The sequence below is a fragment of the Enterobacter sp. DNB-S2 genome, assembly GCF_019443845.1.
Lineage (GTDB): Bacteria > Pseudomonadota > Gammaproteobacteria > Enterobacterales > Enterobacteriaceae > Enterobacter > Enterobacter asburiae_B.
Window position 1 is genome coordinate 1,232,951 of sequence record NZ_CP050520.1, and the last position, 16,578, is coordinate 1,249,528.

Below are 16,578 nucleotides of genomic sequence, written 5' to 3' on the forward strand. Positions count from 1 at the left end.
ATGGCGCTGGTCGGTATTAATAACGAAAACGAATTTTACTCCAACCATTATCTGGGCGAAGTCTTTACCAGCGACATCCGCGATGTTCTGGAGCCCTGGATGGAGCAGGAAAATGCCGCTCGCGAAGCTGAACGCGCTGCCCGTGAACAGGGCAAAGAGGTTGAGGCGGGTTACCGCGCGCCGTGGAACCAGCTTAACAGCCTGGCGACAGAGTTTTTCCGTAGACTCACTGATCATGAAAAACAGCGCCAGATCCCGCAGCGTCTTGCCGATCAGCGCACTCGCTGGCAGCCGCTATTAAAGGCATTGGGTTATGAACTCAATCCGCACATACAGATGCTGGATGACGATACGCCTTTGCCAGTGTTGGCTCGTTACAATAGTACCGACGGTAGTCCGTGGCTGTGGATTGTTGAAGCACATGATCAGGATGAAGGAACGCTGGATCCGCTGGCGCTGTCGCTGCTGACTGCGCAGTTCCCGGCAGATACCGATAAACATAAGCGCGACAGTCTGCGTAAAAAAGCGAACGGCGAATACCGTAGCTGGCAGGATCTGCTCTCCACGGCGGTCTTCACGCAAAATGAACCACCGCGTTTTGTGCTGTTGCTCGGTAACCGCCAGCTGTTATTGCTGGATCGTACTAAGTGGGCGCAAAACCGCCTGCTGCGCTTTGACTTTGAAGAAATTTTAAGCCGTCGTGAAACGGATACGTTGAAAGCCACGTCGGTATTGCTACACAAAGATTCGCTGTTGCCAGGCAGCGGTGCGCCGTACCTCGATTCGCTGGATGACAATTCGCACAAACATGCGTTTGGCGTGTCGGAAGATCTGAAATATGCCCTGCGTGAGAGCATTGAGCTGTTGGGTAATGAAGCGATGCGTTATCTCATCGACAACGAGCTGGCTTATTATACCGGGAAACGTGCTATTAACCCGGATGAGTTGAGCCGCGAATGCCTGCGGTATATGTATCGTCTGTTGTTCCTGTTCTATATCGAAGCGCGCCCGGAACTAGGCTATGCGCCGATGACCGCCAAAACTTATCTACAGGGCTACAGCCTGGAAACGCTGCGCGATCTGGAGATGATCCCGCTGACCAGCGAAGAAGATCGCAATGGGCGCTACTTCCACGATAGCCTGAATATGCTGTTCAAACTGGTGCGTGACGGCTACAGCGGCGGCGTGAAAATGCAGGGCGACCTGGAGAGCGGCGACCGGATCACTATTCATAGCCATCAGTTCAGTGTACCGCGCCTTGAAAGCCATCTGTTTGAAGCGAGTAACACCCGTATTCTTAACCGCGTGGTGTTTCGCAACGAAACCCTGCAACAAATTATTCAGGCGATGTCGTTAAGCCGCCCGGGTAAAGGACGTTTCAACCGCCGGGGGCGTATCTCCTATCGTCAGTTGGGTATCAACCAGTTAGGTGCAGTGTATGAAGCGCTGCTCTCCTATCGAGGATTCTTTGCCAGTGATGACCTCTACGAGGTGAAAAAAGCTGGAGAAGAGTTTAACGAGCTGGAGACTGGCTATTTCGTTAGCAAAGACGAGATCGGTAAATACCACGACGATGAGAAGGTCTACGAAAAAGACGGCAGCCTGCGTATTCACCGTAAAGGCAGCTTTATCTACCGCATGGCCGGGCGAGACCGCGAAAAATCAGCCTCTTACTACACCCCGGAAGTACTGACCCGATCGTTAGTCAAGTATGCCCTGAAAGAACTGTTTAAAGAGCAGATTGATCCGATTACCGATCCGCACGCCAAAGCCGACGCAATATTAAACCTCACCGTGTGCGAACCGGCGATGGGCAGCGCGGCGTTCCTTAACGAAGCCATCAACCAGCTAGCGGAAGCTTACCTGTTCCACAAACAGCAGGCGGAAGGTCGCCGCATTCCTCAGGATCGCTACACCCAGGAGCTGCAACGGGTGAAAATGTACATTGCCGACAACAACGTATTCGGCGTGGACTTAAACCCGGTGGCGGTGGAGCTGGCGGAAGTGTCGCTGTGGCTGAACGCCATCAGCGGCGATGCATTTGTACCGTGGTTTGGCTACCAGCTGCACTGCGGCAACTCGCTGGTTGGGGCGCGGCGTCAGGTGTTCAACAAGAGCGAACTGACCTACAAAAAAGCGAAAGATCCGAGCTGGCTTAACAGCGAGCCAGCCGAGCTGGCGATGAATATTCCACGCGAAGAGAAGCAGATTTTCCACTTCCTGCTACCGGACAGCGGCATGGCCAACTACAGCGACAAAACCGTTAAGCAGCGCTATCCGGATGATTTCAAAGCGCTGGACAGCTGGCGCAAAGAGTTTACTAAAAGCTTTGCTCCACATGAGATTGTTGATGTGCAGCGCATCAGCGGCAAAGTGGAAGCGCTCTGGAACACGTTCCGTCAGCAGCTGAAAGCCGAGCGTCAGAAAACCGCCGACAATTACCCGGTATGGCCTGCGGAAAATACGGCTCAAGTTCGCTCTTCTTTAAGCAGCAAAGATGAAACCTTCAGCGGTCGCCTCGAAGATAACAGTACTTATCAGAAACTGCGCTGGGTGATGGACTACTGGTGCGCGCTGTGGTTCTGGCCGATCGACAAAGCGGACGAACTGCCGGACCGCGGTATGTGGCTGATGGAGATGGAGACTCTGCTCGACGGTATTGTCGTCACGGAAAGAGTGATAGAAAGTACAGAACAGGCTACCGGCGATCTGTTTGCCGATGAGGGCATTGTGCGTGAAGAGTCTTCGCTATTTTCCGGCGCTGGTCGCCTGAAAACCGATGTGCTGTTCCGCCATTTACCTCGTCTGGCGATTGTCGATGCGCTGAAAAAGCAGCACCGTTTCTTTCATTGGGATCTGGAATTCTGCGATCTGTTCGCCGAGCGCGGTGGTTTTGACCTGATGCTCGGAAACCCGCCGTGGCTGAAAGTGGAATGGCAGGAAGCTGGTGTGCTGGGCGACTACGAGCCGGAGTTTGTTCTAGGCCGATTGAGTGCTTCGAAGTTGGCGACATTGCGTCATGAAACCTTCAATCGAATTCCGCTGCTCGAAAATGCCTGGCGCAGCGAGTATGAGGGTTGCGAAGGGATGCAAAACTTCCTGAATGCGCAGCAGAATTATTCTGTACTTGTAGGCCAAAAAGCAAATCTCTATAAATGTTTCTTACCACAGGCGTGGCGTTTGGGAGCGCAGAAAGGTGTGGCAGGGTTCTTACACCCGGAAGGGATTTATGATGATCCGAAAGGCGGGCAATTGCGCGCGTCGGTGTATCCGAGGTTGAGAGCGCATTTTCAGTTTCATAATGAGTTGAGTCTTTTTGCTGAGGTTCACCATGCAACGATGTTCAGTATAAATATCTATGGACCGAAGAATACAGCGCCGTCTTTTATTAACATGTCCAACGTTTACGCAGTAAGTGCAATTGATGCCTCGTTTGAACACAATAATTTAGGTCCAGTGCCTGGTATCAAAGATGAACAGGAAATTGATGGAAAACTGAAGGTTTCCTGGAACACCTCTGGTCACCGCTCACGGCTGATTCATATTGGTGTAAAGGAGCTTTCTTTATTTGCTCGTCTGTATGACAGTGAAGGAACTACTGCGTGCCAAGCCCGCTTGCCTGCTCTACATGCAACCCAATTAGTAGCTGTGTTGGACAAATTTGCTGACCAGAAAAGGAAACTAGGGGATTTAGGGGATAGCTATTATTCAACCCAGCATTGGAATGAGGTTAACGCTCAAAACGATGGAACGATGATTCGTGAAACCCAGTTTTCAGAGAACGCCTCACAATGGATTTTATCTGGCCCGCACTTCTTTGTTGGGACACCGTTCTACAAGACTCCGCGCGAAAACTGTACGTTAAACAGCGATTACGATTGTTTGGACCTGTTAACCCTACCCGACGACTATCTGCCGCGCACTAACTATATTCCGGCATGTGATGCACAGGAGTATGCAAAGCGCACTCCACGGGTTTCGTGGACAGAACAGGATGAAGACGAGCCGAGGAAGGTGACGGATTATTATCGTTTTGTGAATCGCGAAATGATTGGTTCCTCATCTGAAAGAACACTGATTACTACAATCGTGCCTCCGGGCGTAAGCCATATTCACACCTGTTTAAGTACTGTTTTTAGTAACCAAAAAGAACTCTTGGATTTCTTTTGTCAGACTATATCGCTACCGCTAGACTTTAGAGTTAAAAGTACAGGTTCCGGGCATGCTAATATTTCAATGCTTAATCAGCTGCCATTATTAACTAAAGCTGTCTACCGTAAAGCATTGCATACCCGAGCCCTATGTTTGGTATCTTTGGTAAATGATTATGCAGCTCTCTGGGAATCCTGTTATAACTCAGACTTCAACACTCAGCGCTGGAGCCGCGATCTCCCACAACTCCCCCAGGATTTCTTCGCTGATCTGACCCCAGAGTGGCAGCGTAACTGCGCCTTACGCTCCGACTACAGTCGCCGTCAGGCGCTGGTGGAAATCGACGTGCTGGTGGCACAGGCACTGGGTTTAACCCTCGAAGAACTGCTTACTATCTACCGCGTTCAGTTCCCGGTCATGCGTCAGTATGAAGCCGATACCTGGTATGATCAAAACGGCCGCATTATCTTTACCCCAAGCAAAGGGCTGGTGGGCGTCGGCCTGCCGCGTACCGCGCGTAAAGCGGACCTGAAAAACGGTTTTGTCTTTAACGTCGACAGCCCAGACTGGACCGGCGGCGATTGCACCGATCAAGCCATCGGCTGGGATGATGTCAAGCATCTGCAAACCGGTACCGTCAGCGTCACTTTTGATGACTATACCCGCAGCGATGAAGGTGAGCGCCGAACCGTCACCTGGCTGGCACCTTTTATCAAACCTGACCGTGAAGACGACTATAAAGTTGCCTGGTCATTCTTTTCTGAACATATCAATTAATGTATCAGGCGTAGCCCTACGAGCTACGCCCTTTTCAGGACGTTTACATGGCGATATACCGGTTACCTGAGCAGTTGGATCAACTCTCTGACGAACAATCTTCCGAGCGACATAGCGTTGTAAAAACGGAACTGGATGCACTCGATGAAGTAATTAGTTATGCAGAAGAGCGTCGTCGCTCCGCAAGTGCGTTTCAACGAAGAGGCTACGAAGAGCTTTATCGCTATGGATTCGGGAAAACCGTCGTTATCGACACTCAACATGCGGGACGCCAGATATTGCGCACCTCGCTCGCGACCTGTGATTACGCCAGCACTACGTTAGGATATGCGACACCCGGCTCGCCAAAGGGACATTTATGTCGGATTGCCCGGCCTGGACAGGAATTTGAAAGCGAACAATGGGGGCGATATACCATTGTCGAAATCCGCAATTTCGCTCGTTTTAGCGGTATTGAAGCGGTACAGAACATCAAGAATTTTCAGGTCATGGAATCAACGTCAATTGCGGGAAAAGGTAAACAGGGTCTCCAGAGCATCGTCAATAATCTGAAGCTCTCGTTGCAGCGTTGGTATCGGCCAAAACATCCGCAGGCCGTGGTGACGGATATGGCATTGTCACCGCTACTCGAAAACACTCCCGCCGACACTATCGAGCAGGAATCAGAAAACTGGTTGGATTTTGCGACTGGACAAGATTATGAGTTGTTCCAGGATGATGCCGAAGAGCAATTAAATCACTACGATATTTATGGTCGCAGTGATGATGACCGTGATGATTATATTGGGCTGAGCAACTATTTCTTTCTTAACCCGACAGAAGAACAGCTCAGCGTTATGACTGGCGCGACCACTACGGGCCCCATGCTTGTTGAAGGCGTCGCCGGGTCAGGAAAAACCTGTGTCGCACTTGGGCGTGCGAAAACGCTATGCGACTTAGCCCGTACCCCCGATGAAGAACGGTTTAATGCTGACTTTTTAGATGAAAGCAGTGTGGGATTTGTACGAACGGGAGAGCTGGTAAACTATCTGAAGGCTTCCTGCCAGTCGCTGAGCATCGATAAACTACCGATAGAAGAGTACCGTTCATTAGTTTATCGGCTTAACAATGTACGCCAGCTTGAGCAGCGCTCTATGTCGACCAGCGCGGAAGGGCAGAAAGTGACTCGCGCTAAGTATACGAATGTCTCAGAAAATCTTTCCTATGATTTCTCTGCTGAAACAACCATGAACTGGCTTCATGCGTCAGCGCAAGCGATCGGCGCTCTTCTTCAGCTTGAACTGCAAAAACAACTGGCCTCACTAAACATCCCCGCTGAGCTACTCAAAGCGCGTTTCCTGGCAGAAACTAAAGCTGGAAATGCCTTACTGGAGCTCGTGAAACGGAGCCTGGCGTCAGATTATGCTTCTCTTTTCAATCAGCTCTCCGGGCATTCTGGCGACGCTTTTGCACTGGATAACCTTCTGAGCCGGTTGGTCAATGTACATGAGCGGATCGAACGTGATTTGTTTGATAAGAATACGCTCTGGATGCATCCGTCTGAAGAAAAATGGCTGATTGTTAAAGAGGCTAAAGCGGCAGTTACAACTCTCCGTGAAATGAGCGTGGTATTAGTCGTTGTCGAGCGGGTCCGTGATGAGAACGACCGAATCCGCCGGAAGGCGACGGAAATATTGATTGAAACATACACCGATTTGCTCAACATTTTTGCGCAAAACGGCAGCGTGCGAAGCAAAGATGGTCTGAGCGTTTATGCCGCTGAAGATGCAGAGATTATTTGGGAATGTCGCACTGAGCTTAAACTGGTGTGTGATATTCCATCGGTGGTGAATAGCATCAAAATCACGTGGGCGAAAGATTTTGACGCGGTCAACATCCATCTTATCAACCACAAACTGTTTGGCATTAATCAGAAACGCATTTTTTCTTTGTCTGAGCCGAACCCCTTTGTACGCAAAATTGAAGTGGGTGAAGAGAAAACGCAAACCTCTCTCGCAGTACGGCTTCGCTCTCAGATGCAACGGATTTATAGCTCGTGGCAGTATGCCGATCTCTATCGGGATGCATTGCTCTCCTTCCCGCAATACTGGCAGGACTATCCGCATGTGAGTCAGGCGTCAGAACGTCTGAAAGCGAAATTACTGGCAGATCATGACAAAGATATTCTGTTAGCGCTTGCTCAAATCATAACGCGCGGTGCGCAATCCAGTCGGCTTCCTCCGCGTTTGCAGGAGCAGCCTTGGTATCCTTCTGTTTTTATTGATGAAGTTCAGGATTTTACAGAAGTGCAGGTTTTCCTGATGGCTCAACAGGCCGATCCGAAATATCACGCGGTAACGCTAGTGGGGGATATGCATCAGCAGCTAGGTCGTGGGAATGTGCACGATCTTGACGCCTGTTTCCCTTACCATTCTTTGACAAAGTTTCTGCTAAGAGAAAATAAAAGACAGGAACGAGAGCCACAGCTGGCGGCGACGTCGATGCTCTTTCGCGCGTTAGTTCAGAACGATAGTCGCCTGCAGGAGTCGGCAGAACAGCTCTCTCTCTGGCAAGAACAAGCGCAAAACGGGACAAATAAAAAATTCATCAACCAGCCTTTCGATAACATTGATGCTGAATTGGTCGATCTCATTAGTGAACAACCTCATGGGCGGACTATTGCTGTTATCTGTCCAGACCTGGCCCTGGCCCGGAAACTGGAGGAGCGTGTACGCAATGATTTGATTCAGAAGTCCTCAAGGACTCCGCGCGTTGCAGAACAAATTGATCTCGCCCAAAAGTATCAGATTCATTTCTCCTGTGCTGAGAATGTCAAAGGCCTGGAGTTTGACACCATGATTTATGTTGGGCTTGAGAAAATAGACTGGGCAAATCCACAAGAGCTCAACAAAGTATATGTAACGATATCAAGGCCAAGGAAGCGGCTGATTATGTTTGGTAATTACTATGATTTACCCGACACTGTCGCAACATGTTTACTTACTTATTCTGAACGCAGGAGCGCCTGATGTTGCCTTCCGTTGTTAGTCGGCAGGTTGCCGACAGCGTTGCTTCCTTTTTACGGGCTGCCTTTCCGCTTAACAGCCCGCTGTTTAATGGTGAAGAAAACAATAACGTCTCTATGCTGGAGCAATTTCTGTCCCAGCCGGAAACGCTGCTGAAAGGGCCATATCTTTCCGCTCAGCTGCCGTTTCGTAAAAGTGACTTATCGCTGAATTTCTTTCCCAACCTGACGCTGCCGTTCCCGCCGCACGCGCATCAGGCGCAGGCGTTCCAACGCCTGGGTATCGAGATGCCTCAGCCGACGCTGGTGGCGACCGGGACGGGTTCCGGTAAAACGGAATGTTTTATGTTCCCGCTGCTTAACCATTGTGCAGGCGCATCAGAGGCCAGTGTTAAAGCGATCATCATCTACCCGATGAACGCCCTGGCAACCGATCAGGCCAGCCGTTTCGCCAAAACCATCGCCAGCGATCCGCAACTGCATGGCAAAGTGACCGTCGGCCTGTTTGTTGGCGACAGTGAAATCGAACCCAGCAAAAAGATGTCTGCGGATAAAGTCATCACCTGCAAACATACCCTGCGTGAGAACCCGCCGGATATCCTGCTAACCAACTATAAGATGCTGGATTACCTGCTGATGCGCCCCGGCGATCAGAAGCTCTGGCGCTATAACCAGCCTGGGTCACTGCGTTATCTGGTGGTGGATGAACTGCATACGTTTGATGGTGCGCAGGGGTCGGATTTGGCCTGTCTGGTGCGTCGCTTAAAGCATCATATTGGTGTCGATGACAAGCGTTTTGCCTGTGTGGGGACGTCGGCTACCGTAGGTGACGAACTGGGACAACTACTCGATTATGCGAAAACGATCTTTGATCAGCCGTTTAGCGATGACGCGGTTATTCGCGAAGATCGCTACACGGCGGCGGAATATCTGCAAGGTTATACCATCGAGTACAGTCAGTATCCGGGCCAGGATGTCAGCGCTGCGCTGGATCCGCAAACGTACGCCAGCCCGGTAGATTATCTGAACGGACAAATTCCACTATGGTTTCCGGATAGTTCACTGCAATTACCTGCCGATCTGGACAGCGATCTCGGACGTGAAAAGCGTATTGAGTTGGGCTCATTGTTACGTCGCCACAGCATCCTGCACGTACTCCTTGAGGATTTGCAGGGGGGAATTTTGTCGGAACAGCAGTGCCTGGAAAATCTCCAGGTGATGCTGGCGGAAAGCGCCGGGCATGCAACCCGCGTGCTGCAAAGCATTCTGGCACTAATTGCCCAGGCACGCTTGGAGGTTCCAGAAAAACAGGAAGATCGGGAAAAGCGCCTACAGGTGAACAAAGCGCGGCCCGTACTGCCTTTTGTGCAACTACGTTCTCAGCTGTGGTTGCGCGAGATGCGCCGCCTGGTTGCCAGCGTGTCAAAAACACCTGAGCTTGTTTTTGCTGATGATGTCGCGGTGGAAGATCGCGAACATTATCTTCCCGTTATTCACTGTCGTGACTGCCATGCTACCGGGTGGGCGAGCCTGCGCCATGGTCAGAGCGTTCAACTCGAAACTGATCTGGACGGTATTTATCGTCAGTTCTTCGAAAAAGGCCGTTCTATTGTATTGGCCTTCCCGGATAACAACGATAAACCTGTCAGCGGTGTTCACCAGAAGCTGTGCCCTTCCTGTTTAAAGCTCAATAAGCAATCTAACGTGCAGTGCGGGCATTGTGGCCATACTGGTCTGCTACAAGTACTTATCCCGGATATGCTCAAAGAGCGTAAGGATGAGCTGGAATTTGCCAACGAATGCCCGTACTGCAACAGCAAACAGGGTATTTCGATTCTTGGGTCACAGGCAGCCAGCCTGTCGGCGGTGATGATCCATCAGCTTTATGGCAGCCAGTTCAACGAACATAAAAAACTGATTACGTTTTCTGACTCGGTACAGGATGCCGCACACCGCGCCAGTTTCTTTACCGCCCGAACCTGGCCGTTGATGGTACGCGGACAAATCGCCAGCGTGTTGGGTGAAAAAGAAACGCTACCGTTGGATGCCTTTGCGGCACGTGTCTGCCAGCAGACGCGTGAACGTTCACCGGATGATGCCCATTTTGCCGCGAGCTTCATCGCGCCCAACATGCAGTGGATGAACGATTACCAGACGTTGAAGAACGAAGGCCAGCTGGCAGAGAGTTCCGATTTACCGGAGCTGGTTTCTCTTCGTCTCGACTGGGAGGTATACAGCGAATTTACCCTACGCGCACGAATTGGACGTACGCTGGAGGCCACCGGTTACGCAGCTGCAGGAATTGATGTTGCACGTTTCAATTCAGCGATAACGGCGCTTCACCAACAGCTTGTCGAAGAGCTGGGTGATGAAATGGTTGGGGTCAGCGTTGAGCAGGTGGCACACCTGGTGATTGGCGTTCTTTGGCATCAGCGGCAGGCGGGAGCTGTTCTGCATCCGGCGTTCGAAAGTTATCGTCGTGAGGGTAAGACCTTTATGATGACGCAGAAGGAGCGAACTTCACGCTATATGCCATCTATTGGTCCGAAAACGCGTAAACCGGCCTATGCCTCGTTTGAAAAAATAAATGGCTTCCATCGATTGATTGGTGCGAAATCCAACCCCAGCTGGTATCAGCATTGGATCAACCGCACACTCAGCAACGGTAATAATCTGTTTATCAGCAGCCTGGCAGAGACGGTTTTACGACGTCTGTTTGCGGCACTGAAAATGGCCGGGTTGGTAAAAGATTTTGATACAAAAGGCAAAGAAGCATGGGGGCTAGTACCTTCGGCGCTGGTGGTGAGCCGCGATGTTGTTCAGCTAAACTGCTCTTGCTGTCGTGAGGTTGTTCGGGCACCGGCCGATCAGGGGTGGCACTGGCGAAACGCGCCATGTCTTTCTCTGCGCTGTGAAGGCCGCTATCAGGAAACTGAAAATACAGTGACCTGGCACTGGGATAATATGGACATCGCTCGTGTTCAGGGGGCAGAGCATACCGGATTACTGAGCCGTGAAGATCGTGAGGCTACGGAACAATCGTTCTACCGCGGTAATCAGCCATGGAATATCAACCTGCTTTCGGCAACACCGACGCTGGAGATGGGTATCGATGTGGGTGACCTTTCTACGGTATTACTCTGTTCTGTTCCACCCGCGCAGGCTAATTACTTACAGCGTATTGGTCGTGCCGGGCGTAAAGACGGCAATGCACTTAACATCACTGTGGCTGAGGGGAACCCGCACGATCAGTTCTTCTTTGAAGAGCCTCTGGAGATGATGCAAGGGCAGGTACAGGCCCCTGGTGTGTTCCTGAACGCAACGGCTATCCTGGAGCGTCAGCTGGCTGCATTCTGCATGGACAACTGGGTGAAAACCGGCGTCCCGGCATCTGCTATCAGCAAAAACGTGAAGCAGATGCTGGACGAGCTGGAGTTTGGACACAAGTCTGGGTTCCCTTATAACTTCCTGCGTTATATTGATCAGCATCATGTGTATATTGCTCAGCAGTTCTCATCCATCTTCCCTGATCTTACGGAAGACACTCGTCTACAGTTACTGTCATATTTGCAAGGGGCACCAGGGCAGCGTTCTCTGGTTCAACGTATCGAACAAGCATTAAAACTGCTGGTGGAGGATCGCAAATCGTTGCGTTCCCGAATTGATAAACTCAAGCGCAGTATCGACAAGCTGGATAGCGACCCGCACGATCAAAACTTTGACAGCGATATGCGCGAGTTGACTTCGGAACGTCAGGCGCTAATGACGCTGGTGAACCAGATCAATAACAAGCAAACGCTTAATTTCCTCACCGATGAAGGATTACTTCCCAACTATGCCTTCCCGGAGGCCGGTATTACGCTGCGTTCTGTGCTGTGGCGGCGCAAGGACGGTGGGGAAACGCGTGAGTATCAGAACACGACCTACGAATACGAACGTCCGGCTTCAACGGCGTTGGCTGAGCTTGCCCCGTTGAATAACTTCTATGCGGGTGGGCATAAAGTTGAAATCGAACAGATTGATCTGAAAGTGTCTGAGCCTGAAAACTGGCGTATTTGCAGCCACTGTAACTACAGCGAGAATATCGATCAGACCGGCGATCAGCATAAATACTGTCCAAAATGCGGCACACCAGGTTGGGCTGATGCCGGGCAAAAAACGACATTACTGAAGCTTCGTCAGGTTTATGCCCGCTCAAGCGCGCGTGACAGCCAGATCAGTGATGAGAGCGATAGTCGCGAACCGGCATTCTTCCAGCGACAGCTACTGGTCAGCTTCGAAAAAGAGGATGTATCGGCCGCTTATGCTATTGATGAAGGAGAAATCCCGTTTGGCTTTGAGTTTTTGAGCAAAGTGACTCTGCGAGATATCAACTTTGGCAAAATGGCGGATGATGCCAATGAGCTGATGATCGCAGGAGAGGCAAAGAAACGCACCGGGTTTAAAGTTTGCCTCGGCTGCGGCATGGTGCAGCGCCCTCGAGATCATGAACCACGTCATGACCTGAGCTGTAAATATCGCGCTGAACCCGAAAAAGCGAAGTTTGAAGATTATCTCTACCTTTATCGCCAACTGGAATCTGAGGCATTGCGTATCCTGCTGCCAGTGACCAGCTACAGCAACGATCGCGTGGTGGAAGCCTCCCTAGGGGCAGCCATTCAGCTTGGGCTTAAACATTACTTCAAAGGTAACGTGGATCATCTGAAAGGCGTGGTGTATCGCGAGCCGGAAAATGAGGGCGAATCCTGGCGTCAGTATCTGGTGATTTACGACACCGTACCAGGGGGAACCGGCTCACTCAAAGAATTGATGCGTACACCTGACAACCTGCTGAAATTACTTGAGCTGGCCTACAAGGCGCTAGTGGAATGCAGCTGCAACCATGATACGCATAAAGACGGCTGCTATCGCTGTGTTTACGCTTACCGTGACCGCGGGCGTATGAAGTATGTATCAAGAGATCAGGCGCGTCTCTTACTGGCGAAAATCCTGAAGGCCAGTGCTGCTATACGCGTTATTGATTCCATCAAAAACATTTCGCTTGATGCCATGATGGGGAGTGAACTGGAAAAACGGTTCATTCACTGCCTGCAGGATAACAAAAATCTTCTCGTGAGCCGGAGTTATGCCCATCAGAATGCAGGCTGGATTATTAATACCCGTACAGAACCGGCGATGAGCTGGCATCTCAAAGCACAGGTTGATTTAGGGGTTAAAGAAGGAGTAGGCATCCTTAGCCGACCAGATTATGTGCTCTATCCTCTGATGCAGTCAGAAAAGATAAAACCGGTAGCAATTTTCCTGGATGGTTTTGCTTTTCATAAAGATAGCGTGTCGGATGATGTCCAAAAACGGCAGGCGATTAAAGACAGCGGTAATTTTTGGGTATGGACACTGACCTGGGCTGACCTTCAAGAACAAGGCATTAAACATGTACAGAATGTTATGGGGCTTGGCCATAACCCGGATATGAAACAGCCTAAGTTTTATAACCTGTTCCATGATACAAACTTTGCTACGCTTGAAGGTTCATTCCGGGAGAGAAACAGTTTTGCACTGCTACTCGATTATCTCTCTGATCCCGGTAATAAAACTATGCTATGGCAGAAAATGGCCGCTGCCTTTGCCTGGGTGTGGCTGGATCCTAAAAAGTCGCAGGATACTGGAGCCAAACAAAAGTACGCCTATGAAATGCAGGAGAACGCTCCCGCTTATCGGTTGAATGCACTTTTGCCTGATGAACCTTTTGTATTTGGTGGTTTACTGGATAGCTGTAGTTCATCACAACAGTTCATTGAGCTGGCAGCTGTTGTACCGCAACAAGCCATTAAATCAACGACAAGCATTGAACAAATGCGAAATTGGTTGAGGCTGCATATTTGCTTTGACGATCGTTATTCCCAGGATGATGGCTATGAAGCCGGATTTAACGGTTTCTGGTGGATGGTGAATTTACTGCAGTTCCTGCCAGATATGACATTTACCAGCCGTAAAGCGGTTCATTTACCGCAGGAGGCTGAAACGGTAAAAATGCAGACTTCGGTTGTAGTGGATATTCAGCCTGACGAGAGCTGGGCAGAAATACTTGAGTTTGGCTTATTGGGCGCAGAAGAAATCGCTTTGCTTCAGTCGTTATCACTACCGGCACCGACGGTTGGATATGAATTGCAGGATGACGATGGCGAAATTATTGCAGAAGCCGATCTCGCCTGGCCATTACAAAAGCAAGCCTTGATTATTGATAATCAGGAGTTTACTGCTTTATTCGCAAGTAAGGGTTGGCACGTTGCATTCGGGCCAATTGACGAAAATACATTGCAGCATCTGTCCGGAGGTGACAAATGACGATTCCAACGCCAAAGGTGGCACTTTCTGATGGTTTTCTGGGGGCTTTTGCGCGGATTCCTAAAGCGCAGCAAAAAAAGGTCCAGGAATTCATCTCTAAGTTCCGCCAGGATCCGACGAGTAATGGGCTGAACTACGAAAAGATCCACGATGCACGCAGCAATAATGTGCATTCCGTGCGTATAGACCAAACCTACCGGGGGATCGTCCTGAAACCTGAGCAGGGTGCTCTGTATATGCTGATGTGGGTGGATAAGCACGACGAAGCCTACGACTGGGCGCGGCGACACGAATGTGCGATTCACCCGGTAACCGGTGCGATTCAGGTGATTGATACCAGCTATATCAAACCTACCCCCGAGCCGACTGTTGTCGATAAACCCAAACTCTTTGCTGCGTATACGGCAGAGCAGATCCTCGCGCTGGGTGTTCCTCCTGTGTTTATTGAGCAGGTGATGGCTCTTGTGGATACCACAGGGCTGAATCAGCTGGAAAGCGTGATGCCAGCAGAAGCCTGGGAGCCCCTACACTGGCTGGCAGAAGGTCTGGATTACCAGGAAGTGCTGGAGGAGTTTAACGATCACCGTGATGAGCCTGTTGATACCAACGACTTTATTGAGGCAATTGAGAGAAGTAAACGTCGTTTCCATGTCGTTGAAAATGAACAGGAGCTACTGCAAATGCTCAATGCGCCACTGGAAAAATGGCGTGTATTCCTGCACCCGAGCCAGCGAAAACTGGTGGAGTCTCCGGCAAATGGTCCGGTGCGAGTGTTAGGTGGTGCAGGCACGGGTAAAACAGTTGTTGCGATGCATCGTGCACGTTGGTTATCCCAACGCCTGGCCGATAAACCCGGTAAAAAAGTTCTGTTCACAACCTTCACCCGTAACCTGGCGGCGGATATTCGCGCCAACCTCCAGCGTTTGTGTAGCCGTGAGGAGATGGCGCGTATTGAAGTTGTTAACATTGATGCCTGGATGAGCGAGCAGCTTAAACGCCATGGATATGATTTCCGCGTGGTCTATGACAGCGATGAAGGGCGACGTAAATGCTGGAACTATGCCTTGCAGCAAGTTCCTGCTGAATTGGGATTACCGGATAACTTTTATTCTGAAGAGTGGCAACGTGTTGTTCAGCCGAATGCGGTTTACAGCCGTGAAGAATATCTGAAGGTGAGTCGTATTGGTCGTGGCACGGCGTTATCCCGTATTCAGCGTGCGAAAATCTGGCCTGTGTTCGAAGAGTTCCGGGCACAAATGGCGCGAGCCAAACTGCGAGAGATGGGAGATGCCATGCATGAGGCTATCATTCTGTTTAAAGAAAAACAGGTGCAATTGCCTTATAGCAGTATCGTAGTCGATGAAGCTCAGGATATAGGCGCACCGGCCTTTACCCTTATTCGTAGCCTGGTTCCAGAGTCTCCTAACGATCTCTTTATCGTGGGTGATGGACATCAGCGTATTTACCGCAATAAAGTCGTTCTAGGTCAGTGTGGGATTAACGTTCGTGGGCGCCGTAGTAAAAAACTGAAAATTAACTACCGGACTACAGAAGAGACGCGACAGTTTGCTGTCGGGTTGTTAACCGGCGTTAAGGTTGACAACCTGGATGGTGAAACTGATGCCAGCAACGATTATTTATCATTGCTTCATGGTGAAAAACCCATGATCACTCATGCTTCAGATTTTAAAGAAGAGGCTGCGACGATTATCAAGCAAATTCAGGCGTTGTTAGCCAATGATGTCCGTTCCCAGGATATCTGCATTACCGCTCGTACGAAGCATGCTTACGAGCGTTATGCTTCTGCTCTGAATGATGCTGGAATCGAGACCTATAATTTAGGTCAGGATAGTGGTGATAGTGATCAACGCCCTGGTGTGCGTATGGCAACTATGCACCGCATTAAAGGGCTAGAGTTCCAGTATGTGTTTCTTGCGGGTATCAACGATGGCGTCGTGCCGGAAGTGAAAGCCATATCCTCTGATGATCCTGTTGAACAACGTGATGCATTATTTAATGAACGTGCGCTACTCCATGTTGCAGCAACCCGTGCGGTAAAAGGGCTGTTTGTTTCATCTTACGGTAAACCTAGTTTTTTACTGGAGCCTGAAAGCGAGTAACCCAGCCAGATAACCAGAAGCTACAGCTTCTGGTTATCTGCATTTTAGCATTCATCAATATCGGCTATTGATTTGCTGATTTGATAAGTGCCAGGAAAGAAAGTGGAACATGGAAGGGCTTTCGCAGTGCACTGATTGCGTGTTGTTAGCCCTGTGGGCATAAGCGACTGACGCAACGAT

At 50.2% G+C, this 16,578-nt stretch carries 4 protein-coding genes; all 4 read left to right on the forward strand.

From position 1 onward, the window contains the following. Genes HB664_RS05845 through HB664_RS05860 form a run of 4 tightly spaced genes read left to right on the forward strand, consistent with a single transcriptional unit; the run spans position 1 to position 16,398 of the window. Positions 1 to 4,929 (forward strand): class I SAM-dependent DNA methyltransferase, encoded by a 4,929-nt coding sequence (locus tag HB664_RS05845; protein ID WP_219940472.1) that lies wholly within the window; start codon positions 1 to 3, stop codon positions 4,927 to 4,929. Positions 4,930 to 4,976: 47 nt separating this feature from the next. After that, a complete protein-coding gene (locus HB664_RS05850; protein WP_063867302.1) occupies positions 4,977 to 7,937 on the forward strand; it encodes a hypothetical protein in 2,961 nt (986 codons plus the stop codon). Further along, on the forward strand, positions 7,937 to 14,278 hold the full coding sequence (locus HB664_RS05855) for a DEAD/DEAH box helicase (RefSeq protein WP_219940473.1): 6,342 nt from the start codon (positions 7,937 to 7,939) through the stop codon (positions 14,276 to 14,278). Before HB664_RS05850 ends, HB664_RS05855 begins: the two co-directional genes overlap by 1 nt. After that, positions 14,275 to 16,398: an ATP-dependent helicase gene (locus tag HB664_RS05860; protein WP_219940474.1), complete on the forward strand. Its 2,124-nt coding sequence runs from the start codon at positions 14,275 to 14,277 to the stop codon at positions 16,396 to 16,398. Before HB664_RS05855 ends, HB664_RS05860 begins: the two co-directional genes overlap by 4 nt. The last annotated feature ends 180 nt before the right edge of the window (positions 16,399 to 16,578 follow it).

Excerpts from the sequence above, each read along its gene's own strand:
- HB664_RS05845 (WP_219940472.1), top strand. The coding sequence starts at position 1 with ATGGCGCTGGTCGGTATTAATAACGAAAACGAATTTTACTCCAACCAT.
- HB664_RS05850 (WP_063867302.1), top strand. The coding sequence starts at position 4,977 with ATGGCGATATACCGGTTACCTGAGCAGTTGGATCAACTCTCTGACGAA.
- HB664_RS05855 (WP_219940473.1), top strand. The coding sequence starts at position 7,937 with ATGTTGCCTTCCGTTGTTAGTCGGCAGGTTGCCGACAGCGTTGCTTCC.
- HB664_RS05860 (WP_219940474.1), top strand. The coding sequence starts at position 14,275 with ATGACGATTCCAACGCCAAAGGTGGCACTTTCTGATGGTTTTCTGGGG.